Here is a 21,355-nt window from a genome sequence, read left to right as displayed (position 1 = left end):
CATCACCCCCGCAGCCGCAAGCGGTCCGCGCTAAAGCCCTCGGCCTCCAGCAAGGTTTGCACGCCTTGCAAAAAGTTGTCGTCGTGCACCCACGGGGCATACACGCTGACATGGTGCACCGGAGTGCCCGCCGCCTTGCGCTGGCGCAGCAGGTCAATCAAAGCGTCCAGCGGCACAGCGTCCAGCACCAGCAAGGTGTCTTGCGCTTGCCACAGGGCATCGGCCACGCCGCCCGCAGTCAGCGGCGTGAGCGTGGCCGACAGGGGCAGGCCCTCGGTCAGCAGCAGGTTGGCCAGCACCACGGGGCGCTGTTCGGGCTGGGGCGTGGCAATGGCGGTTTGCAGCGCGGCCACATCGGCCTGGGTGGCCTGGTCCAGCGGGGTGCGGTGCACCAGGGCATGCGGGTCGTCGGCCAGCGTGTACACACGAAAGCCTGCATCCACCTCGGGCTTGCCTTGGCTGCGCTGCGCTGCGTTGATCTTGTCGCCCGCACGGCGCAGGCGCTCGGCGGTGATCTCGAAAATCGTCGCCTCGGGCTTGCCCAGCGTTTGCGTCACAAAGCTGTGGGCTTCTTTCTGCTTTTTGGGGTCGATGGGCTGGGGGATTTGCACCAGGATGAACTGGCGCTGGCCACCGTCTTCGGCATTGAGGCGCATGACGGCTTCGCCGGTGGTGCCACTGCCAGCGAAGAAGTCTAACGCGATACTAGTTTTGTCGGTAGCAACTTGAAGAATGCGTTTGATTAATTGGATTGGCTTTGGCGTGTCAAAGACGGTACCTTCTGGGAACAGGTCATTGACCTCCTTCTTTGCTTCTTGGCTGTGCCCTACATCTGCATATTTCCATATCGTTTGGCACGCAGTTCCTTGCTTGACTTCAGTAAGAAATCGTTTGATCGCCGGTACATTGTTGCCGTCTGCACCAAACCAGATTCGGTTATCGGCGATCAGTGTTTTGAAAACGGACTCGGTGTAGAGCCAGCAGCGACCGTTTGGCACTTTGTGCCGCTTGCCATTTGGGGCAATCAATTCATAAAACTGGCTTTGGGTCCCGTGACCCCCTTGCGCAGTGGAGTCCACTGGTTTCCAAACTCCGCGCGGATCGTTGTCAGGGTTTTTGTAGCGATCATTCATCTCGTCTGATCGCACTAATAGGTTTGGAATCCAATTCAATTTGTTCTTTGCAATTGCCAAAACAAAGTCGTGTGATTCAGAAAACCATTTCACAGCATTTTGTGGGCTGTAGCGCTTTTCCCAAACGATGGTGTTGACAAAGTTATCCTGCCCAAACACCTCGTCACACAACATCTTCAGTTGCGCTTGCTCGTTGTCGTCAATGCTGATAAAGATCACCCCATCGTCGCGCAGCAGGTCTTTGGCCAGCAGCAGGCGTGGGTACATGAACGACAGCCAGCCGCTGTGCGTGCGGGCGCCATAAATGTTCTGGATGTACTCCACGTTGTCGGCGCTGTAGCCCAGCTGGGCCAGGATATCGGTCTGGCGGGCGGTGAAGTCGTCGCGGTAGATGAACTCGTCGCTCTTCGTGTTGTAGGGCGGGTCGATGTAGATGAGCTTGACTTGGCCAAAGTAGCTTTGGCGCAGGAGCTTCAGGGCATCCAGGTTGTCGCCCTTGATGAGCAGGTTGCCCGTGCTGTCCCACGCTTTGCTGTCGGCAGGCACAGGGGCCACGATTTTGTCGGTGCGCGCAAAGGCGGTGTGGTAGGCCTCTTGCTTGCCCACCCAGCGCAGCTCGTACCCGGTTTCTTCCACCCGAATGCCTTGGGCGTTGGCGGGGTCCAGCGCACGCTGGATTTGCGCCGCATCCACCCGCACGCTGCCGTCGGGGTCGGTTTGCACGGCTTGGGGGAAGAGTTGGCGCAGCAGTTCCAGCTTGTGCGCGGCGGGGCTGGGGGCGTGGAACAGGGGGGTAGAGAGCGGCTTTTCAGACATGGTGCGAGTGTATGCGTCGGTTCTGTGGGCTCGGGTGCCGCAGCCTCACCGGCACGCTGGCGCAGCGGCTGGCGCAGTATGCGCAGGGGTAGGTGCGGATGCAAAAGCGTTTTTTGCTACGTTTTTGATAGCTGCTTGCGCCTATCCTGATTGCGCTAGAGGCCGATTTGATACTCAAACCTGCGGCAAATACTGCTCCAACAGCACCTGCACCGCATCGGCCTGCAATACATCCCGCCGTCGCTTCAGCGGGTCACGGTCTGGCTGCCCCGCCATCCACCGCTTGAAGGCTACAAACGTAGCCGGGTGCACCGTGTTCATGCGTGCCATGGTGCCGTTGGTGGCGACGATGACGGCAGAGAAGCCCGGTGAGTCCAGCAGCACGCTGGCGCGGCGGGCCTGGGCCACCCAGAAGTGTTCGTCGGCGTCGCTGAGCTTGATGGGGTGGGGGTCGTCGCCGGTGCGCTCGCGGCGGATGATGTCCACCTCAAAACCGTCTTTGTTCACGGCGGTGTACTTCTGGCTTTGCCTGATACGAAAGGTGGGGTCTACTTTTTTCAGCACCCCCAGCATGGAGCTATCCACCCGTGCAAGCTGGGTAGAAAAAATGATGCGTTTGCGGGTGTCCCACAGCAAATCAATGTCGCGGGTGGCCAGTGTGTCGGCCTCCAGCCGCACCCCGGCGGCGGCCTCGTAGGCGTAGAGGGCGTGGGTGCCCACCACCCGAAAGTGCTCGCTCAGGTGGGTGCTGGCCAGGCGGTTGAGCAGCGCCACCACCAGCGGGTCTACCCTGCCAACCCGCAGGGCGCGGTTCATGCGCTGTTGCTGCTCCAGCGCGGCTTTCAGGCCGGTGAGCCGTTCGGCGCTGGCCTGCTTTCTTTGCATGAATTTGTCGTAGATGGCCTGTGTCTCGGGGGTGCGGGGCCCCAGGCTGGTTTCGGCCCCGGCGGGCGAGGTACGCACCAGGTATTGCGCTTGCGGTGACGACGCAGGCCCCGCGTGCCAGTACATGCCGCCGCGCACCTGGGCGGCTTCTTCGGTGGCTTCGGTCAGCGCGTCAAACACGGCAACGGCGTCTATGTACTGGCGGGTGATGGTAGGGCTGAGTTCGAGCATTTCGGTATATTTTGTGTTTTTAGATTTTTTACCGAAAAGTGAATATTGACAATAAGTTAAGTTAATTTTTTCGGTTCATTTTTCTATGGGGTCAGCTTGCATGCGCCCATAGGCGGCGCGAATGCGCTACAACCCACCCCTCAGCACATTGATGAGTACAGGCTCCCCCATGGCAACCGCTCCCATCCTCGGCCTCAGCCACCTCACCTTCATCGTGCGCGACGTAGACCGCACCGCCCACCTTTTCTGCGAAGGCCTGGGCGCGCAAGAGGTGTACGACAGCCAGGGCCGCAATTTCTCCCTCTCCCGCGAAAAGTTTGTGCTGCTGGGTGGGCTGTGGCTGGCGTTCATGGAGGGCGAGCCACCGGCAGAGCGCACCTACCGCCATGTCGCCTTTGCCGTGGCTGACGAAGACCTGTCCGCTTGCGAGGCGCGGCTGCGGGCGCTGGGCGCGGAGGTGAAGCCGCCCCGCCCACGGGTGGAGGGCGAGGGGCAGTCGCTGTACTTTTACGACTTTGACAACCACCTGTTTGAACTGCACACCGGCACGCTGGCGCAGCGGCTGGCGCGGTATGCGCAGGGATAGGGCGGTGGGGATTTGTGGCGTCGCCAGGCCGTGAATTGCTTCTGATTTGATAGCTGCTGGCGCTTATTGATAAAGCGCTAGCGGCTTATTTGACCAAGATGTAGGCGGTATTCCGCCCGCCACCTTCCAGCCGCGCCAGCACGCCCAGGGTCAACAGGTCGTTGATGTCGCGCAGCGCCGTATCAGGCGAGCACTTGGCTATCGCCGCCCACTTGGCGTTGGTCAGCTTGCCTTCCATGCCGTCCAGCACGCGGTTCAGCACCAGGGTTTGCCGCGCATTCATGGGCGTGCCTGCCCAGCGCTGCCAGAACTGGGCTTTGTCCAGCACGCCCGCCAGTGTGGCGTCTGCGCCCTGCACGGCGCGCAGCAGGCACCCCAGAAACCAATGCAGCCACGGGGTCACGTCCAGCGGGCCTTTTTGGGTGGCCTCTAGCTGGTCGTAATAGTCTTTGCGCTCGCGCTGTATCTGGGCGCTGAAGCTGTAGAACCGCTGGTGCGTTCCCTCTGCCCGGGCCAGAGCCATGTCGCCCACGGCGCGGCTCAGGCGGCCGTTGCCGTCGTCAAAAGGGTGCAAGGTGACCAGCCACAGGTGGGCCAGGCCCGCTTTGATGATGGCGTCGCCCACCGGGGCGGCTTCAAACCAGTCAAAAAAAGCCTGGGTTTGCGCGGGCAGGGTGGCGGCGGGTGGGGCTTCAAAGTGCACTTTCTCCCGCCCCACAGGGCCAGACACGACCTGCATGGGGCCGCTGGCATCGGTGCGCCACCCGGCCACGGTGATGCGCGTGCGCCCGCTGTAGCCGGTAGGGAACAGTGCCGCGTGCCAGCCAAACAGGCGCTCGGGGGTCAGGGGTTGGTCAAAGTGGCGGGTGGCGTCCAGCACCACGTCCACCACGCCGTCCACATGCCGGTCGCTGGGTGCCAGGGCTCCAATATCGAGCCCCAGCTTGCGGGCCACGGAGGAGCGCACGGCGTCCAGGTCCAGCCGCTCGCCTTCAATGGCGCTGGTGGTGATGACTTCTTGCGTCAGCACCTGCAGGGTGGCCTGGTCGCGCTGCGCCAGCCCCAGCGCTGCCATGCGCCCGGCCAGCATGCCCTGTGCGCGATGCACCTGCGCAAGTGGCGCGGCCAGGGCTGCGGCATCAAAAGTCAGGTTCGGCCAATCGGGCAATTGCCAGAGGTAGCGGGGCGTGCGGGTGGGGCGGTGGGGACGCATGCGGTGATTATGCGGGTTATTCGCCGCAAAATATGCGGTGAATAAACGTGCTTTTCGCCGCACAACTGTCGCTGCCGAATCTTGCTCTTCTGGAGACGTCCATGTCAGGACATCCCTAGCGCGCGTGCAGCGCACCCCATTGCTTTGCTTGGTGCCCGCTATGCTCCCCACCCAACCAAACACAACACACAGCGACCGCCATGCACGACATCATCTGCCCCCACTGCCACAAAGCCTTCAAGGTGGACGAATCCGGCTACGCCGACATCCTCAAGCAGGTGCGCGATGCGGATTTCCATGCGCAGTTGCATGAGCGGCTGGAACTGGCCGAGCAGGACAAGCGCAATGCGGTGGCGCTGGCGCAGGCCCAGGTGGCCAACGAGTTGCAGAAGGCGGCAGCGGCCAAAGATGCCGAGATTCAAGCCCTGAAGGCGCAGCTGGATGCGGGTGGTGTGGAGCGCGACCTGGCGGTGGCGCAGGCTCTGAGCGCGGTGGAGAAGCAGCGCGATGCGTTGGCGAATGAGCTGGAGCGTGCGCGGCAGGCGCAGCAGGCGGCGGAGCAGTTGGCACAAGCGCGGCTGGCGCAAGAGCTGCAGGGCGTGGCTGCCAAGAAGGATGCAGAGATTCAGCAGCTCAAATCACAACTGGAGGCGGGCGAGGTGGTGCGCAGGCTGGCGGTGTCCGAGGCGGTCACCGTGGTGGCCCGCGAGCGCGATGAATTCAAGAACGATCTGAACCTGGTGGTGATGAAAAAGCAGCTGGAGGAGGCCGCCATCAAAGAGCAGTACGCCTTGCAGTTGCGTGACCGCGACGGCGAGATTGCGCGGCTGCGGGACATGAAGGCGCGCCTGTCAACCAAGATGGTGGGCGAGACGCTGGAGCAGCACTGCGAGACGGAGTTCAACCGCATCCGCGCCACCGCGTTTGCGCGCGCGTATTTCGAGAAGGACAACGACGCGCGCAGTGGCAGCAAGGGCGACTACATCTTTCGCGACCTGGATGAGTCGGGCAACGAGATCGTCTCGATCATGTTCGAGATGAAGAACGAAAACGACGAGACCGCCACCAAAAAGCGCAACGAAGACTTCTTGAAAGAGCTGGACAAAGACCGCAGTGAAAAAGGCTGCGAATACGCGGTGCTGGTGTCGCTGCTGGAGCCCGAGAGCGAGCTGTACAACACCGGCATCGTGGACATGTTCTACCGCTACCCCAAGATGTACGTGGTGCGGCCGCAGTTTTTCATTCCCATCATCACGCTGCTGCGCAACGCCTCGATGAAGTCGTTGCAGTACAAGTCAGAGCTGGCGCTGGTGAAGGCGCAGAACCTGGACATCACCAAGTTCGAATCGCAACTGGAGGAGTTCAAGGGCGCGTTTGGGCGCAACTGGCGCCTGGCGTCGGACGGGTTCGAGGAGGCTATCAAGCGCATTGATGAGGCGATCAAGGACCTGGAGAAGACCAAGGAAGCGCTGCACAAGTCGGCCAACAATTTGCGCCTGGCCAACGACAAGGCCGAAGATCTGACGATCAAGAAGCTGACCCGCGGCAACCCGACGATGGCGGCCAAGTTTGCGGACCTCAAGCAGTTGGAGATTTCGGATGGGGAGTAATGTGCCCTCTTCCGCAAGGGGCGAGGGATCAACACCCGGCGCCGCGCACTGCTACCAAAATTACACCGTCACCGACGCCCCCGTGGCATAGAACTGCCCACCCGCCACGTAGTGCAGCGTGCGCAGCTCGTCCGGTGCGGTGTCGAACTCCCAGTGGCCGTTGCGAAACACCCGCTCGTCGGCCCAAGCGGCCAGCACTTCGCCGATGAAGAGGTCATACGTCTGCTGGTTGTGCGGCTCGGGGATGACGCGGCACAGCAGCCAGGCGGCGCAGCCCTGCACCAAGGGCGTGGCGTGGCCGGGCGCGTGAAAGAGCTGCACGCCGTGCTGCTGCAGCTTGTCGGGGTGGGTCTTGGCGCTGTCGGTGCCGATGCCCACCGTGAGCGCGGCCATGGCCCGGGTGGGCAGTTGCAAGGCAAAGTGCCCGCTGGCCTCTACCAGTTGGCGCGTGCGCGTGGCCTTGTCGAGCACCACCGTGACCTTGGGCGGGGCAAAGTCCAGCGCGCAGGCCCAGGCGGCGGCCATGGCGTTGTCCTCGCCCGCATGGCTGGCCGAGACGAGCACGGTGGGGCCGTGGTTGAGCAGGCGGTAGGCCTTGTCCAGCGGGACGGGGGTGAAGTGCGGGTTGGGTGGCATGGGGTAGCGCAACGGTGGGTGGACAAGTGGGCCAGGACAGGGGATGGGGACTTGGCTGACACGGTTGAGATGACCATCCCGCCCCCTATTTTGCTCTTATTTTTATAGCTATTAGCGCTTTCAGCATAAGCGCCAGGGGCTATTTTGACCTGAAGTTTGCTACTACACCGCGGATGTCGGGCGTGACGTGCGCCTCCCGCCGGCCGGTCGCGCCGGTGTGCAAGGTGTTTTACGTCGGCGCAGCCCGGGGCGGCGTGGCAACAAGTACCATTCCGTCGCCTGTCAACCGCCCCGCCGGGGGCCTCAAATAAGGAGACAAATGCCATGTTCAGTCATGTGATGGTCGGTGTGAGTGACCTGGAGCAGTCCAGAAAGTTTTATGACGCGCTGTTTGCCACGATGGGTATCAACCCCGCGGTGGCCAACAAGAACCGTTATTTTTTCCGCAGCCCCCAAGGCACGTTTGGCATTTCCACGCCCATCAATGGCGAGCCCGCCACGATTGGCAACGGCAGCACCATCGGTTTTGCGATGCAGTCGCCCGAGCAGGCCGATGCCTTCCACGCAGCCGGCGTGGCCAATGGCTGCACCACCTGCGAAGACCCGCCGGGCTGGCGCGAAAGCCCTGGCGGCAAGCTCTACCTGGCCTATCTGCGCGACCCGGACGGCAACAAGCTGTGCGCCCTGCACCGCCCCGCCGCATAGGTTGAACGGTTGTGCGAATGAACGGGGGCATGGAACAGCCGGGGTAAAAATCGGGGTCAGACTCCTAAAAATCGGGGTCAGACTCCCAATCAACGCCCCCACGGGTTCCTGCTCTCCCACCGGGTTTTCCGCTGCAACGGTGGCAAATCCAGCCACTTGCCCAGACCCGTGCTGGCCGTCCACCGCGCCGGGACAAGGCAGCTGGCAGGGCACTATTTGCCGCCACAATCTGCGCTTGCCTCCATTTTGGGAATCGACATGCTGATAGCGGAACAATGGGTTTTGGTGACCGGTGGCGCCCGTGGTCTGGGCCAGTCCATCACACGGGCGCTGGCGCGCGAAGGCGCGGGCGTGGTCATCAACTACCACCACAGCGACAAGGCCGCCGCCGCGCTGGCCGAAGAACTGGGCCCGCGCGCCATGGCTCTGCAGGCCGATGTGACCGATACCGCCGCTGTGCACACACTGTTTGCGCAGGCCCATGAGCGCACCGGCCAGCCCATCAGCAGCGTGGTGAACAACGCACTGGTGGGCTTTCAGTTCGACGGCGACGCGCGCCCACAGATTGGCGACATTGCATGGCAGCGCTTCAACCAGCAGATCGAAGGCGCCGTGAAGGGTGCGCTCAACACCTTGCAGGCGGCGTTGCCCGGAATGCGTGCGCAGGGCTTTGGCCGCATCGTGAACGTGGGCACCAACCTGTTTCAGAACCCCGTGGTGCCGTACCACGACTACACCGCCGCCAAGGCAGCGCTGTTGTCGCTCACACGCACGGCGGCCAACGACCTGGGGCCGCACGGCATCACCGTGAACATGGTTTCGGGCGGCCTGCTGCGCAGCACCGACGCCAGCAGCGCCACGCCCGAGGCGGTGTTCGAACTCATCGCCAGCCTGACCCCGCTGCGCCGCGTGACCACACCGGCCGAGTTTGCCGACGCCGTGCTGTTCTTCCTCTCACCCTGGTCGCGCGCGGTGACCGGGCAAAACCTGATCGTGGATGGCGGACTGGTGAAGGGATGAGCGGCGCCTGGCAGGGCGGCTGGCCAATCACATGAAGGTGATGACCATGAAACTGGTGCGCACCGAAGACAGCCGCATCGTGCCCGGGCAGAACTGCGCGTTGCCCAATGACCGCGACGTCCAGCGCCTGCTGACCGTACCGCGCTGACCGCTTTCGCCCTCAGGGGGCCTTGAAAGAAAAATGGCCGATCAACGGCCATTTTTTATGGGCGCAGCGCTTCGGGGAAGTGGCCCACCGGGGCGGGTCTGTGCCAAACGCCCACACTGCGCCGCCGGGAAGCTTGTCACATCCGCCATGGTGCCGCCTAAAATTACACCCCATGACATTTCTCGACATGCTGCGCAGTGCTTCCACCCAGAACAACTCGATGCTCTGCGTGGGGCTGGACCCCGAACCCAACCGGTTTCCCGCAGGCATGCGCGGCGATCCGCGCAAGATCTATGACTTTTGCGCCGCCATCGTGGACAGCACGGCGGATGTGGCGTGCGCCTTCAAGCCCCAGATTGCCTACTTTGCGGCCCACGGCGCCGAGGACCAGCTAGAGCGGCTGATGCAGCACATGCGCTGCAATGCGCCCCAGGTGCCGGTGATTCTCGACGCCAAGCGCGGCGACATCGGCTCCACCGCCGAGCAGTACGCCAAAGAGGCCTTTGAGCGCTATGGCGCCGACGCCGTCACGCTCTCGCCGTTCATGGGGTTTGATTCGATCGAGCCCTACCTGGCCTACCACGGCAAGGGCGCCTTTTTGCTGTGCCGCACCTCCAACCCCGGCGGCGACGACCTGCAAAACCAGCGTCTGGCCAGCATCGAGGGCCAGCCCCTGTTGTATGAACATTTGGCGCGCCTCGCGCAAGGCCCCTGGAACCGCAACGGCCAGCTCGGCCTGGTGGTGGGCGCCACTTACCCCCAGGAAATTGAACGCGTGCGCAGCATTGCGCCCACGCTGCCCTTGCTGATCCCCGGCGTGGGGGCGCAGGGTGGCGATGCCGTGGCCACCGTGCGCGCCGGTCTGCGCCCTGACGGCCCCATCATCGTGAACTCGTCGCGGGCCATTCTGTATGCATCGGGCGGGGACGACTTTGCCGCCGCCGCCCGCCATGAGGCCCTGCGCACCCGCGCTGTGCTGCAGGCGGCGTGCGGCTAACACGCCCGACAACCGTGGAGACACCAGCTGTGTTGCAGTGCGGTGAAACCACCCGGGACCAGGCCACGCATGGCAACGCCTCGCCGTGCCAACCCCGCGTGCAGCCAACAGGAATGGGCAGCAGGGATAGAGGGTTTGGTGAACCCATGCATCCACTGCCTGCCGGACCATGCAGCTGAAGTGGCTGGAGGATTTCATTACGCTGGCGCAGGAGCGCAGCTTTACGCGTGCGGCCGAGTTGCGCCACGTCACCCACCCCGCATTCGGGCGTCGCATCCGCGCCCTTGAGGCCTGGGCTGGAACACCCTTGGTACAGCGCGGAGGCGGTCCCGTCACACTGACCGCGGCGGGTGCCAGTTTTCTGGAAACCGCCGCGGAACTGGCGCGCAACCTGGCGCAATCGCACGAAGAGCTGCAAAGCCTGGCCGGGCGCCAGGGCCGCACCGTGACGCTGACCACGGGCCGCACCCTGGCACGCACCGTGGTGGCTGACTGGCTGGTGCGCCTGCGCCCGGTTCTGCAAGACGGGCAATTGCACATCCTGACGCGCGCACTGGCGGACACCGTCGCCATGCTGGAGCGCGGCGAGGCCGACTTCTCGCTCGTGTACCACCACCCGGCATTGGCCATTGGGCTGGACGCTCGGCAGTTCATGCATGTCACCATGGCCACGGATCGCCTGGTGCCCGTATCCCGCGCCACGCCGCAAGGGCTGGCGCTGCACGCCTTTGCGCAAGGGCAACCCGTGCCGTATTTGGCCTACGCGCCCCAATTGGCGCTGGGGCGCCTGGTCGAGGACCACTTGGCGCACAACCCCCATGCACCGCGCCTGCAGCGCCTGGTGGAATGCGACTCGGCAGACGCCCATTACGAATACGTGCAAAAGGGGCTCGGTGTGGCCTGGCTTCCTTGGTCGATGGTGCATGCCGACTGCAAGAGCGGCCGCCTCGCACGCGCGGGTAGCGAGCAAATGGAAGTGCGCTTTGACGTGCGCCTGTACCGGCCCAAGCGCCGCCTGGGCCCGCTCGCCGAAGCCTTGTGGCAGACCGTGACGCTGCGCTGACAGCAACAGCGCCAGCACTTGGCCCAACTACGCACCAACTGGTGCCGTTTCGGCACCAACGAAGCCTGTGCGCGTTCCCACAATGGGCAAACCCCACCACAAGGACAACCTGCCATGCACACCCTCCATCTCTCTCGCCGCGCCGCCCTGGCCTGCAGTCTGGCCGTGCTGGCCAGCGCCCCGGCAGTCGCCCAGGAAGCCTCGTATCCCAGCAAGCCCATCACGATCGTGGTGGGTTATCCGCCGGGCGGCAGCACCGACCTGACGGGCCGGGTGGTGGCCACCGAGCTGGGCAACCGCCTGGGCGTGCCGGTGGTGATAGAGAACATTGGCGGTGCCGGCGGTGCCATTGGCGCGCAAAAAGTGGCCAGCGCCGCACCGGACGGCTACACCCTGCTGGTGGGGGCGAGCAACGAGATCGCCATCAACAAGCTGGTGACCAAGAAGGTCAAATACGACATCAAGGACTTCACAGCCATTGGCCTGATCGCCTCGCAACCCCTGGTGCTGGTGGCGTCCACCGGCTCCGGGGTGAAGAACCTGGCAGAGTTCACGCAGAAAGTCTCCAAGAACCCCGGCAAGTTCAGCTACGGCAGCTCGGGCGTGGGCACCTCGCTGCACTTGGCGGGCGAGATGGTCAAGGAACAGGGCAAGCTGTTCATGACGCATATCCCCTACCGCGGCGTGGCGCCGCTCACCAACGACCTGATGGGCAACAACCTCGAGTACGGGGTGTTCGTGCTCTCCAGCGGTCTGCCGCACATCAAGAGCGGCAAGGTGATCGCGCTGGGCACCACCGAAGCCAATCGCTCGGCCGCCACGCCCGATATCCCGGCAATCTCTGAATCGGCCCAGTACAAGAACGTGGCCATTGGCGTCTGGTTCGCGCTCATGGCCCCCGCGCATCTGCCCAAACCGGTGTTCGACAAACTCAAGAAAGCGCTGAACGAAGCGCTGCAGGCTCCCGAACTGCGCAAGAAGCTGGAGAGCAGCGGCTCTACCGTGTCGTCGCCCAGCGTGAACATCGACAAGTTTTTGGCCGCCGAAGTGGCCAAGTACAAACAGATTGTTGAATTTGCCAAGATCGAAGAATGAGCAGCGTCCTCCCACCCCCAACGGCCCTCACCTTCACGTTGCCCGCACCAGACCTGAGCGCCTGGCGTACAGGCAACACCGGCACGCCAGGCGTGTGGCACTTCGACTCGGGTGTGCCCGGGCGCCACGTGATGATCAGCGCCCTGGTGCATGGCAATGAACTGTGCGGCGCCTGGGCCCTCAAGGGTTTGCTGGAGGCAGCGCTGCGCCCGCAGAAAGGTCGGCTGACCCTGGCCTTTTGCAACCTGGATGCGTTCGACCGCTTTGACGCCGGCAACCACGACGCCTCGCGCTTCACCGACGAAGACCTGAACCGCCAATGGCTGGACGAGCGCATCGACGCCGCGGAAACCAACGAGCGCCGCCGCGCCGCCGCGCTGCGTCCGTGGGTAGCGCAGGCCGACTGGCTGCTCGACATCCATTCCATGCATGAGCCCTCGGCCCCGCTGCTGCTCACCGGGGTCCAGCCACGCAACCTGCAACTGGCGCGCGCCATGCGCTCGCCCGAGCACATCGTGATCGATGCCGGGCACAAAGACGGCGTACGCATGCGCGACTATGGGCGCTTTGGCCTGCCCGATGGCGAGGCCCCGGGGCAGGGCGGCGATTCGCGTTCGCTGCTGATCGAGTGCGGCTTCCACGGCGACCCCGCCAGCCGCGCCGTCGCACAGGACCAGTGCGTGCGCTTTCTCGAAGCTGCCGGCGTGGTCCAAACGGCGGAGCTGGACCGCAGGCTGCCCGGCTGGCGCCTGGCCGATGCACCCCGCCAGTGGGCGCTTGAGGTCACGGGCCCCGTAGTCGCCCACAGCAGCGCCTTCCGCTTCAACGCACCCTTCACCGGACTGGAAGTGATCGCGCAGGCAGGCACCGTGATAGGCGAAAACGATGGCGAACCCGTCGCCACGCCCTACGATGACTGCGTGCTGGTGATGCCCTCTACGCGCCAGGCCCGCGCTGGCGTTACCGTGGTGCGCTACGCACGCCGTCGGTTGCTGTGATGCCCCCGCCCCCACCCCCGGCACCGGGGTGCGGCCAGCCACTGCCCACTATTAAATAGATAGCTATCAGCGCTTTCCAGATAAGCGCTACATGGTTATTTCATGCCTAATCTTGGCCCCAGCACTACGCACACCAGGGCCAGCACCACGCAGGCCACACCCGCCCATTGCCAGGCGGTGACGACTTCGTTCAGCACCCACAGACCCGCCGCCATGCCCACCAGCGGCACGCCCAGGCTGAAGGGCGCCACGCGGTTGGCCGGGTAGCGCTTGAGCAGGCTGGTCCACATGCCGTAGCCCAGCACCGTGGCCGCCCAGCCCAGATAGGCCAACGACAGCCAGGCCACCAGCGGCACGGCGGCCCAGGCGGCGGGATCAATCCAGCGGCCCGCGTCCGGATCGAACCAGAGCGACAGCAGGATGAAGGGCAGCACGGGCACCAGGCTGCTCCAGATCACGAAAGACAGGGGGTTGTAGCCCGGCGAGGCTTGCTGTGCCAGGCGCGAGACGATGTTCGATGCCGCCCACGAAGCCGCCGCGCACAGTGTCAGCAGCAGGCCCGCCAACGTGGTGCCGGCCGTGGCAGCGCCTGGCTGCAGATGGTTCATGGCAAAACACAGCAGCCCCAGCCCCGCCAGCGCCAGCCCCAGCACCAGCGGCCGGCCCGGGCGCTCGTGCAGCACACCAAAACCGAACAGCGCGGTAAAGAACACCTGGGTTTGCAGCAGCACGCTGGCCAACGCCGCCGTCATGCCCATTTGCAGTGCCACAAACAAAAAGCCGAACTGCCCCACGCCCTGGAAAGCGCCAAACAGCAGCACCCAGCGCCAATGCAGGCGGGGTGCCTGCACCAGCAGCACCAGGGGCAGGGCCGCGCACAGGTAGCGCAAGGCGCCCAGCTGAAATGGCGTAAAGCTGCGCAGGCCCCACTTCATGGCCACGAAGTTCACGCCCCACAGCACAACCACCGCGAGCGCAGCCAGAAGATCGCGGGCCCGCATCGGCCCCGGCGCAGTGGTCATTCGCTGCCTTACTGCGCTGCGCGCGCAGCGTCGATATGGGCCTTGACGCGCTGGGCCAGCGCGATGTCGCCGGGGGTTTCGGGGGTCCAGGCGTCCACGGCTCGAGGCTGTCCATCGTCATCCACGGCGGCATACACCACCACACAGTGGGTCACGGGCTGCAGGTCCCTGTCCTGGATGCTGCCCGCCCGCACCTCCACCGCCATGCTCATGCTGCTGCTGCCGGTGTAGGCCAGGCGGGCCTCCACCTCCACCAGATCCCCGGAGCGAACGGGCCGCAGAAAGCTGGCACCGCCCATAAAGGCCGTCACGCAGGCGCAGTGCGCCCAGGCGCTGGCGCAGGCCAGCCCGGCTTCGTCCACCCACAGCAACACGGCCCCACCCTGAATGCGGCCCAAGGCCGATGGCTCGCCGGATGCGGCCATGAAACGCAAGGTGATGGAATGCATGCCGGGAATTCTCCGCAGTTGGGACAGTCAGGACATTATTCACCAGCGCCCGGATCGGCTGCGCCAGCCCAACCCGGGGACGGCGCCCCTCCAACGACCTGGAGGGCCCTGTCATGGTCCGCCGACAGCGTCTTGACTTGATATGCGTCAACCCGGTCCGATGCCAATCTCCGTACATTACGTTACAGCTTGCAATACCCGCCATGGGCCTGCAGACTTCTTGTGGCCGACAACACGCTTCGGTCTTTGTGTTTCCACGACCTGCGCATGTGTGCGCTTATTGCCATGTCCATCCTCCATCGCCTTGGCCTGCTTCAGAAATTCATGATCTTGGGCACGATCGGGTTGATGATGAGCGCCCTGCCCACGTACCTTTATGTGAGCGATTCACTGCGCTCCATCGCGGCAGCGCGGCATGAATCGGTGGGTGCCGTGCCCGCACTGGTGGTGAACAAGGTGGTGCAGTTGATGCAGGTGCATCGGGGTCTGTCGGCCGGCATGCTGGGCGGAGACGAGGCGCTGGCGGCGCGCCGGCCCGCGGCCCGCGACGCCCTGGAAAAAGCCATGGCAGAAGTGGCGGCCAGCTTTGCCGCAGCGCAGGTGCCCGCCGCGCAGAACAGCGCATGGACACAAGCCCAGCAGACCTGGAAGACCCTGGAGCAGGCCGTGGCCGCACGCAGCCTGCAGACTGCACAAAGCACGGCGCAGCACACCCAGCTGATTGCCTCGATCATGTTGATCAACGAGGGCCTGCTGCACGCCTATGACCTGCAAACCGACCCTGACACCGACACCAATGCGCTGATCCAGGCATCGCTGGTCCATGCCCCGATGTTGGGTGAAAAATTGGGCGTTTTGCGGGCGCAGGGCTCGGGGTTTCTGGGGCGCGGCGAGCTGCCCCCGCAAGACAAGGGGCAGCTGGTGGTGCTGCGCCAGCGCGTCACCGAGTTGCAGGCAGAAACCCTGCGCAGCTTCGACCGGGCGCTGGAACGCAACCCGCAGTTTCGCCAATCGATGGGCAGCAAGACCCAGGAAATCCAGGGCCTGATCACGCAGTCGCTTCAACTGCTGGAGAGCGAGGTGATCAACGCCACCGAATTCAAGCTGCCGGCCAAGGACTATTTCGACCATTTCACCCGCACCATCGAAGCGCTGTACGCCCTCAACGCCCAGGCCGCAGGCAACCTGACACAGGCCCTGGACAACCGCGTCTCCAACCTGCAGCAAAGCCTGCTGTGGGTGGCGGTGGCACTGGTGGCGACACTGTCGCTCACCACCGGCGTGGCCCTGGTGTTTGTGCGCTCCATGACGCAACCGCTTGCGCAGGCCGTGCAGCTGTCGCGCGCCGTGGCCCAGGGCGACCTCAGCGGTGGCCCCATCGCCCACGGCACCAACGAGGTCGGCCAGTTGCTCGAGGCCTTGCTGCAGATGCGCCGGCAGCTCACCGATGTGGTGCGCAATGTGCGCGGTGGGTCTGAAAGCGTGGCCACGGCCAGCGTGCAGATCGCCCAGGGCAATATCGACCTGTCGGCCCGCACCGAAAGCCAGGCCAGCGCGCTGGAGGAAACCGCAGCATCCATGGAGCAACTCAACGCCACCGTGCGGCAAAACGCCGACAGCGCGCAGCAGGCCAGCCAGCTGGCCGCCAGCGCCAGCACCGTGGCCGTGCAGGGCGGCGAGGTGGTGGCGCAAGTGGTGGACACCATGCACGGCATCAACGCGTCGTCGCAAAAAATCTCCGACATCATCGGCGTGATCGATTCGATTGCCTTCCAGACCAACATCCTTGCGCTCAATGCCGCCGTGGAAGCCGCCCGCGCGGGCGAGCAGGGCCGGGGCTTTGCGGTGGTGGCCAGCGAGGTGCGCAGCCTGGCCGGGCGCAGTGCCGAAGCAGCGCGCGAGATCAAGTCGCTCATCAGCGCCAGCGTGGAGCGCGTGGCCCAAGGCAGCGCCCTGGTAGACCGCGCCGGCGCCACCATGAGCGAAGTGGTGGCCTCCATCCGCCGCGTGACCGACATCGTCGGCGAGATCAGCGCGGCCAGCCACGAGCAGTCGCTGGGCGTGGCCCAGGTGGGCGAGGCCGTGACGCAGATGGACCAGGTCACGCAGCAAAACGCCGCGCTGGTCGAAGAAATGGCCGCCGCCGCCAGCAGCCTCAAGAGCCAGGCCGAAGACCTGGTGCAGGTGGTGTCGGTGTTCCAACTAGAAGACGAAGGCGGCAGCCACCTGGGTCAGGCATCGCTGCAGCGTACACGCCAATCGCTACAAATTCAATAGCTGCTTGCGCTTACTGGGTAAGCGCTTGAGGCTGTTTTAGCACTATTTTTCGCCGTTTCACAGCGGTGACGGTGTAGCGCCCCGGTCTTCTTGCACTGCCAGCTCCGCCAGCTCCACCGCGGTGAACACGCGAGAGCGGGTGTGGAAGGCCTTGCCCTCAGGCCCCTCCAGCGAGAAGGTGCCGCCGGTGCCTTCAATCACGTCGATGATGAGCTGCGTGTGTTTCCAGGTCTCGTACTGCGAGCGCCCGATGTAGAACGGGCAGCCGCCGATGTCACCCAGGTACACATCGCCCGCACCCATGGTGATCTCGCCGGGCAGATAGCAGTTGGCCGCGCTGTTGTCGCAGCAGCCGCCTGACTGGTGGAACATCAGATCGGGTCCGTATTTGGCTTGCAGAAAGGCCACCAGCTCCAGCGCGGCAGGGGTGGCGATGACTTTATCGACCATGGGGTGTCTCCAGCGAGCGATGCAAAAAACGCGGCAAGTTGGAACAACGAGCCGCGTCAGTAGAAATGTTTCCAGCGGTTCACAAACCGTTCCTGGCTAGGCGCCTCCTTCGCAGACAGTAGCAACGCTACGGCAAGACGGAGCAACGACGCCAGGGACGGTCTGTGGACCGCCACCCCCATCAGAAGAAACCCAGCTTGTTTTCTGAGTACGAAACCAGCAGATTTTTCGTTTGCTGATAGTGGTCCAGCATCATCTTGTGCGTCTCGCGCCCGATGCCCGACTCCTTGTAGCCCCCAAACGCCGCGTGCGCGGGGTACGCGTGGTAGCAGTTGGTCCACACGCGCCCGGCCTTGATGGCGCGGCCCATGCGGTAGGCCACGTTGCCGTTGCGGCTCCACACGCCGGCGCCCAGGCCATACAGCGTGTCGTTGGCAATGGCCAGCGCTTCGGCCTCGTCCTTGAAGGTGGTCACGGCCAGCACGGGGCCGAAGATTTCTTCCTGGAAGATGCGCATCTTGTTGTGGCCCTTGAACAGCGTGGGCTGCACGTAGTAGCCGCCTTCCAGGTCGCCGCCCAGGTGGGCCTGGCCACCGCCGGCCAGCACCTCAGCGCCCTCCTGCTTGCCCAGGTCCAGGTACGACAGGATCTTGGTGAGCTGCTCTTTGCTGGCCTGCGCGCCCATCATGCTGTCGGTGTCCAGCGGGTTTTTATGCTGGATGGCGGCCACGCGCTTCAAGACGCGCTCCATGAATTGGTCGTAGATGCTTTCCTGGATCAGCGCACGCGATGGGCAGGTGCAGACCTCGCCCTGGTTGAACGCAAACAGCACCAGGCCTTCCACCGCCTTGTCCAGAAACGCGTCGTCCTTGTCCATGATGTCGGCAAAGAACACGTTGGGGCTCTTGCCGCCCAGCTCCAGCGTGGCGGGAATCAGGTTGTTGGCGGCCGCCTGCGCAATCACGCGGCCGGTGGTGGTGGAGCCGGTGAAGGCGATTTTTGCAATGCGCTTGCTGGTGGCCAGCGGCATGCCGGCTTCGCGGCCGTAGCCGTTGACGATGTTGAGCACGCCCGGCGGCAGCAGGTCGGCAATCAGCTCGGCGAGGATGAGGATGGAGATCGGCGTGGACTCTGCGGGCTTGAGCACCACGCAGTTGCCCGCGCCAATGGCGGGCGCCAGCTTCCACGCGGCCATCAGGATGGGGAAGTTCCAAGGAATGATCTGGCCCACCACGCCCAGCGGCTCCTGGATGTGGTACGCCACGGTGTTCTCGTCGATGTTCGACAGGGCGCCTTCTTGCGCGCGCACGCAGCCCGCAAAGTAGCGGAAGTGGTCCACCGTGAGCGGAATGTCGGCGTTCAGCGTTTCGCGGATCGCCTTTCCGTTGTCCACCGTTTCAGCATAGGCCAGCAACTCCAGGTTTTGCTCGATGCGGTCGGCAATCTTCAGCAAGATGTTGCCGCGTGTGGCGGCGTCGGTCTTGCCCCAGGCGTCGGCAGCGGCGTGGGCGGCATCCAGCGCCAGCTCGATGTCTTCGGCGGTAGAACGCGCGGCCTGGGTGTAGACCTTGCCATTGACCGGCGAGACCACATCAAAGTATTGGCCCTTGACCGGGGGCACGAATTGGCCTCCGATGAAATTGTTGTACTGGGGCTTGTAGGCGATCTTGGCGCCAGCGGCGCCGGGGGCTGCGTAAACAGTCATGGTGTTGTCTCCTGAGGTTGTTGTGGCTATCGGACCGCCCTGTGGGCCGTTCCGATGCCAACTCTCTACTCAAGACCCATGCCAGCGTTGCAGGGCGCGTGGACCATTGATTTCATTGGGATTTTTTGCCGATCAGGTGTTGCTGCTGTTGCAGCGGACAACATCCGCGCTGTGCTGGAACGCGACACCTGTCACGAAATGGAACAGTTGGCACGACCCCGGTGGCCATGCCCTTGCCCCCGGCGGCGCAGCCCGCCATACTCCCGCAAACCCATTCAAAGCAGGGCACCATGACCCTGCACGGAGACAAAGCGTGCGCCCCCTCACCACCCCCGTCGCCCTGCGACAGGCCCGCCAGCACCTGCTGGAATCCGGCCAGTGCCCCAGCGGCCTGGTGGACGAGCGCCTGGCCCGCTCCTGGTCGCGCAGCATGGCGGCCGGCCTGATGCCCACCGGGCGGCCCCAGTCCATCGACCACCCCAGCAGCGGCACCTTGCGCCATGTGCTGGCCAGCAACCCCGAGCTGCTCGCGCATTCGCGCCCCGTCATGGAATACCTGTTCGAGCAGGTGCGCCACAGCCAGAGCGTGGTGGTGCTGGCCGACCGGCGCGGCATGCTCATGCACACGCTGGGCGACCCCTACTTTGTGGACAAGGCCGAGCGCGTGGCGCTGACCAGCGGCGCCTCGTGGCACGAGGCGCACCGGGGAACCAACGCCATCGGCACCGCGTTGGCCGAATGCAGTGCTGTGGAGGTGCATGGCGGCGAGCATTTTCTGGAGCGCAACAGTTTTCTGACCTGCGCGGCCTCGCCCATCCTGTCGGCCACCGGCGAGCTGCTGGGCATCCTCGACATCTCGGGCGACTATCGCAACGGCCACGCCCACACGCTGGGCCTGGTCAGCACCGCAGCGCGCATGATCGAAAACCGCCTGCTGGCCGCCACCTGCAAACGCAACATCCGCCTGCACCTGCACAGCGCGCCCGAGGGCATTGGCAGTGTGGCCGAAGGCATCGTGGCGGTGTCCGCCGACGGCTGGATCGTGGGCGCCAATCGCGTGGGCCTGGTGCAGCTGGGCCTGCACGCGGGCGACGTGGGCGCCACCTTGCTGGAGCGTGTGCTGGATGTGCGGCTCGATGACCTGCTTTCGCACCACAAACGCCGCCCCCAGCAGCCCCAGGCCTTGCGGGTGCTGGGCCTGAACGGCATCAGTGGGCTGCTGTTTGCCCAAGTGCAGATGGATGCCGCCGCGTGGGTGACCCCGTCGCAGTCCAACACGGCTGCCCGCGCTGCACCGACGCAAGACGCACTGGCGCTGCTGGACACCGGCGACGCCCGCTGGCGCACCGCAGCCGACAAGGCCCGCCGTGTGGTGGCCAAGCCCATCCCGGTGCTCATCCAGGGCGAATCAGGCGTGGGCAAAGAGGTGTTTGCGCGTGCCCTGCACGCCAGCGGCCCCCGGTGCGATGCGCCTTTTGTGGCCATCAACTGCGCCGCCATCCCCGAGAACCTCATCGAATCCGAGCTGTTTGGCCATGTGGCCGGTGCGTTCACCGGCGCACGCAAGGAGGGCCACCTCGGCCGCCTGCGCGAGGCCCATGGCGGCACGCTGTTCCTCGATGAAATCGGCGACATGCCCCTGGCCCTGCAAACCCGCCTGCTGCGCGTGCTGCAAGAGCGCAGCGTGACACCCGTGGGCGCCAGCAAGGCCGTGCCGGTAGACTTTGCACTGGTCTGCGCCACCCACAACCAACTCATGCAAGCCGCAGAGCAGGGGCGCTTTCGGCAAGACCTGTACTACCGCATCAACGGCCTCACGGTGCAGCTGCCTGCGCTGCGCGAGCGCAGCGACTTCGTGGCGCTGCTGCGGCGGCTGCTGTCCGACCTGGCCACCGAACAAGGCCTGCCTGTGGACGTGGAAGTGGCCCCCGACCTGCTGGCCCGCCTGGCCGCCTACCCTTGGCCCGGCAACCTGCGCCAGCTGGCCAGCGTGCTGCGGACCGCCTGCGCCATGCTGGTCGAGGGCGAAGACACCCTGCACTGGGAGCACATGCCCGACGACCTGGTGCAGGCATTGAAGGTGGCGCCATCGGCATTCGGCCACCCGCCAGACACTCCAGACACGCCCACGGCACCTGCAGCGCTGAGCCTGCAGCAACTGTCCACCGCCGCCATCGACCAGGCCCTGCAAGCTGCACGCGGCAACATGTCGCAGGCCGCACGCCAGCTCGGTATCAGCCGGCAGACGCTGTACCGCAAGCTGGCGGCTCGTGCGCACTGATTGGCTATCAATATAATAGCTGCTTGCGCTTAATA

18 protein-coding genes are annotated in these 21,355 nt (G+C 64.6%); 10 read left to right on the top strand and 8 right to left on the bottom strand.

Annotation, left to right across the window (positions count from 1 at the left end):
• Positions 1-2 precede the first annotated feature (2 nt).
• A complete protein-coding gene (locus B7Y64_RS01560) occupies positions 3-1,949 on the bottom strand; it encodes a site-specific DNA-methyltransferase (protein ID WP_291326075.1) in 1,947 nt (648 codons plus the stop codon).
• 174 nt (positions 1,950-2,123) lie between these two features.
• Positions 2,124-3,065 (bottom strand): GSU2403 family nucleotidyltransferase fold protein, encoded by a 942-nt coding sequence (locus tag B7Y64_RS01555; protein WP_291326073.1) that lies wholly within the window; start codon positions 3,063-3,065, stop codon positions 2,124-2,126.
• A gap of 169 nt (positions 3,066-3,234) precedes the next feature.
• On the opposite strand from B7Y64_RS01555, the gene fosX reads away from it, so the two are divergent.
• Entirely contained in the window at positions 3,235-3,651 is a 417-nt protein-coding gene (gene fosX, locus B7Y64_RS01550) for a FosX/FosE/FosI family fosfomycin resistance hydrolase (protein ID WP_291326071.1), read from the top strand.
• A gap of 85 nt (positions 3,652-3,736) precedes the next feature.
• On the opposite strand, the gene B7Y64_RS01545 is transcribed toward fosX, so the two are convergent.
• On the bottom strand, positions 3,737-4,864 hold the full coding sequence (locus tag B7Y64_RS01545) for a Fic family protein (RefSeq protein ID WP_291328219.1): 1,128 nt from the start codon (positions 4,862-4,864) through the stop codon (positions 3,737-3,739).
• Between the two features lie 200 nt (positions 4,865-5,064).
• On the opposite strand from B7Y64_RS01545, the gene B7Y64_RS01540 reads away from it, so the two are divergent.
• Positions 5,065-6,474, top strand: coding sequence for a DUF2130 domain-containing protein (locus tag B7Y64_RS01540; RefSeq protein ID WP_291328217.1), 1,410 nt, complete (start codon positions 5,065-5,067; stop codon positions 6,472-6,474).
• Positions 6,475-6,534: 60 nt separating this feature from the next.
• Here the strand turns inward: B7Y64_RS01540 and B7Y64_RS01535 are convergent, their stop codons facing one another.
• A complete protein-coding gene (locus B7Y64_RS01535) occupies positions 6,535-7,110 on the bottom strand; it encodes a flavin reductase family protein (protein ID WP_114656086.1) in 576 nt (191 codons plus the stop codon).
• A 324-nt stretch (positions 7,111-7,434) separates the two neighbouring features.
• Between B7Y64_RS01535 and B7Y64_RS01530 the strand changes: the two genes are divergently transcribed.
• From B7Y64_RS01530 to B7Y64_RS01505, 6 genes are all read left to right on the top strand, one after another.
• On the top strand, positions 7,435-7,815 hold the full coding sequence (locus B7Y64_RS01530) for a VOC family protein (protein WP_291326069.1): 381 nt from the start codon (positions 7,435-7,437) through the stop codon (positions 7,813-7,815).
• 258 nt (positions 7,816-8,073) lie between these two features.
• Positions 8,074-8,835: a 3-oxoacyl-ACP reductase gene (locus B7Y64_RS01525; protein ID WP_291326067.1), complete on the top strand. Its 762-nt coding sequence runs from the start codon at positions 8,074-8,076 to the stop codon at positions 8,833-8,835.
• A gap of 320 nt (positions 8,836-9,155) precedes the next feature.
• Positions 9,156-9,980 carry an orotidine-5'-phosphate decarboxylase gene (gene pyrF / locus B7Y64_RS01520; protein WP_291326065.1) on the top strand — a complete coding sequence of 275 codons (825 nt, stop codon included), beginning with the start codon at positions 9,156-9,158 and terminating at the stop codon, positions 9,978-9,980.
• A 169-nt stretch (positions 9,981-10,149) separates the two neighbouring features.
• Positions 10,150-11,043, top strand: coding sequence for a LysR family transcriptional regulator (locus B7Y64_RS01515; protein ID WP_291328215.1), 894 nt, complete (start codon positions 10,150-10,152; stop codon positions 11,041-11,043).
• A gap of 114 nt (positions 11,044-11,157) precedes the next feature.
• Positions 11,158-12,138 carry a tripartite tricarboxylate transporter substrate-binding protein gene (locus B7Y64_RS01510; RefSeq protein WP_291324072.1) on the top strand — a complete coding sequence of 327 codons (981 nt, stop codon included), beginning with the start codon at positions 11,158-11,160 and terminating at the stop codon, positions 12,136-12,138.
• Positions 12,135-13,136, top strand: coding sequence for a succinylglutamate desuccinylase/aspartoacylase family protein (locus tag B7Y64_RS01505; RefSeq protein ID WP_291324071.1), 1,002 nt, complete (start codon positions 12,135-12,137; stop codon positions 13,134-13,136). The genes B7Y64_RS01510 and B7Y64_RS01505 overlap by 4 nt, the downstream gene beginning before the upstream one ends.
• 95 nt (positions 13,137-13,231) lie before the next feature.
• On the opposite strand, the gene B7Y64_RS01500 is transcribed toward B7Y64_RS01505, so the two are convergent.
• Entirely contained in the window at positions 13,232-14,158 is a 927-nt protein-coding gene (locus B7Y64_RS01500) for an EamA family transporter (RefSeq protein ID WP_291324070.1), read from the bottom strand.
• An 8-nt stretch (positions 14,159-14,166) separates the two neighbouring features.
• Positions 14,167-14,607, bottom strand: coding sequence for a hotdog domain-containing protein (locus tag B7Y64_RS01495; protein ID WP_291324069.1), 441 nt, complete (start codon positions 14,605-14,607; stop codon positions 14,167-14,169).
• Positions 14,608-14,892: 285 nt separating this feature from the next.
• Between B7Y64_RS01495 and B7Y64_RS01490 the strand changes: the two genes are divergently transcribed.
• A complete protein-coding gene (locus tag B7Y64_RS01490; protein WP_291324068.1) occupies positions 14,893-16,884 on the top strand; it encodes a methyl-accepting chemotaxis protein in 1,992 nt (663 codons plus the stop codon).
• 57 nt (positions 16,885-16,941) lie between these two features.
• On the opposite strand, the gene B7Y64_RS01485 is transcribed toward B7Y64_RS01490, so the two are convergent.
• Positions 16,942-17,334 carry a DUF779 domain-containing protein gene (locus tag B7Y64_RS01485; RefSeq protein ID WP_291324067.1) on the bottom strand — a complete coding sequence of 131 codons (393 nt, stop codon included), beginning with the start codon at positions 17,332-17,334 and terminating at the stop codon, positions 16,942-16,944.
• A gap of 181 nt (positions 17,335-17,515) precedes the next feature.
• Positions 17,516-19,039: an aldehyde dehydrogenase family protein gene (locus B7Y64_RS01480; RefSeq protein ID WP_024813424.1), complete on the bottom strand. Its 1,524-nt coding sequence runs from the start codon at positions 19,037-19,039 to the stop codon at positions 17,516-17,518.
• A gap of 313 nt (positions 19,040-19,352) precedes the next feature.
• Here B7Y64_RS01480 and B7Y64_RS01475 point away from each other — a divergent pair, with 313 nt between their 5' ends.
• Positions 19,353-21,320, top strand: coding sequence for a sigma-54-dependent Fis family transcriptional regulator (locus tag B7Y64_RS01475; RefSeq protein WP_291328213.1), 1,968 nt, complete (start codon positions 19,353-19,355; stop codon positions 21,318-21,320).
• The last annotated feature ends 35 nt before the right edge of the window (positions 21,321-21,355 follow it).

The organism is Acidovorax sp. 35-64-16 (assembly GCF_002281195.1).
Classification (GTDB): Bacteria; Pseudomonadota; Gammaproteobacteria; order Burkholderiales; family Burkholderiaceae_C; genus Acidovorax; species Acidovorax defluvii.
The sequence above is the reverse complement of the archived record's forward strand: the minus strand, read 5'-3'. Positions and strand labels throughout refer to the sequence as shown.

Excerpts from the sequence above, each read along its gene's own strand:
- pyrF (WP_291326065.1), top strand. The coding sequence starts at position 9,156 with ATGACATTTCTCGACATGCTGCGCAGTGCTTCCACCCAGAACAACTCG.
- B7Y64_RS01495 (WP_291324069.1), bottom strand. The coding sequence starts at position 14,607 with ATGCATTCCATCACCTTGCGTTTCATGGCCGCATCCGGCGAGCCATCG.
- B7Y64_RS01530 (WP_291326069.1), top strand. The coding sequence starts at position 7,435 with ATGTTCAGTCATGTGATGGTCGGTGTGAGTGACCTGGAGCAGTCCAGA.
- B7Y64_RS01505 (WP_291324071.1), top strand. The coding sequence starts at position 12,135 with ATGAGCAGCGTCCTCCCACCCCCAACGGCCCTCACCTTCACGTTGCCC.
- fosX (WP_291326071.1), top strand. The coding sequence starts at position 3,235 with ATGGCAACCGCTCCCATCCTCGGCCTCAGCCACCTCACCTTCATCGTG.
- B7Y64_RS01490 (WP_291324068.1), top strand. The coding sequence starts at position 14,893 with ATGTCCATCCTCCATCGCCTTGGCCTGCTTCAGAAATTCATGATCTTG.
- B7Y64_RS01535 (WP_114656086.1), bottom strand. The coding sequence starts at position 7,110 with ATGCCACCCAACCCGCACTTCACCCCCGTCCCGCTGGACAAGGCCTAC.
- B7Y64_RS01555 (WP_291326073.1), bottom strand. The coding sequence starts at position 3,065 with ATGCTCGAACTCAGCCCTACCATCACCCGCCAGTACATAGACGCCGTT.
- B7Y64_RS01515 (WP_291328215.1), top strand. The coding sequence starts at position 10,150 with ATGCAGCTGAAGTGGCTGGAGGATTTCATTACGCTGGCGCAGGAGCGC.
- B7Y64_RS01540 (WP_291328217.1), top strand. The coding sequence starts at position 5,065 with ATGCACGACATCATCTGCCCCCACTGCCACAAAGCCTTCAAGGTGGAC.
- B7Y64_RS01525 (WP_291326067.1), top strand. The coding sequence starts at position 8,074 with ATGCTGATAGCGGAACAATGGGTTTTGGTGACCGGTGGCGCCCGTGGT.
- B7Y64_RS01545 (WP_291328219.1), bottom strand. The coding sequence starts at position 4,864 with ATGCGTCCCCACCGCCCCACCCGCACGCCCCGCTACCTCTGGCAATTG.
- B7Y64_RS01485 (WP_291324067.1), bottom strand. The coding sequence starts at position 17,334 with ATGGTCGATAAAGTCATCGCCACCCCTGCCGCGCTGGAGCTGGTGGCC.
- B7Y64_RS01480 (WP_024813424.1), bottom strand. The coding sequence starts at position 19,039 with ATGACTGTTTACGCAGCCCCCGGCGCCGCTGGCGCCAAGATCGCCTAC.
- B7Y64_RS01560 (WP_291326075.1), bottom strand. The coding sequence starts at position 1,949 with ATGTCTGAAAAGCCGCTCTCTACCCCCCTGTTCCACGCCCCCAGCCCC.
- B7Y64_RS01510 (WP_291324072.1), top strand. The coding sequence starts at position 11,158 with ATGCACACCCTCCATCTCTCTCGCCGCGCCGCCCTGGCCTGCAGTCTG.
- B7Y64_RS01500 (WP_291324070.1), bottom strand. The coding sequence starts at position 14,158 with ATGACCACTGCGCCGGGGCCGATGCGGGCCCGCGATCTTCTGGCTGCG.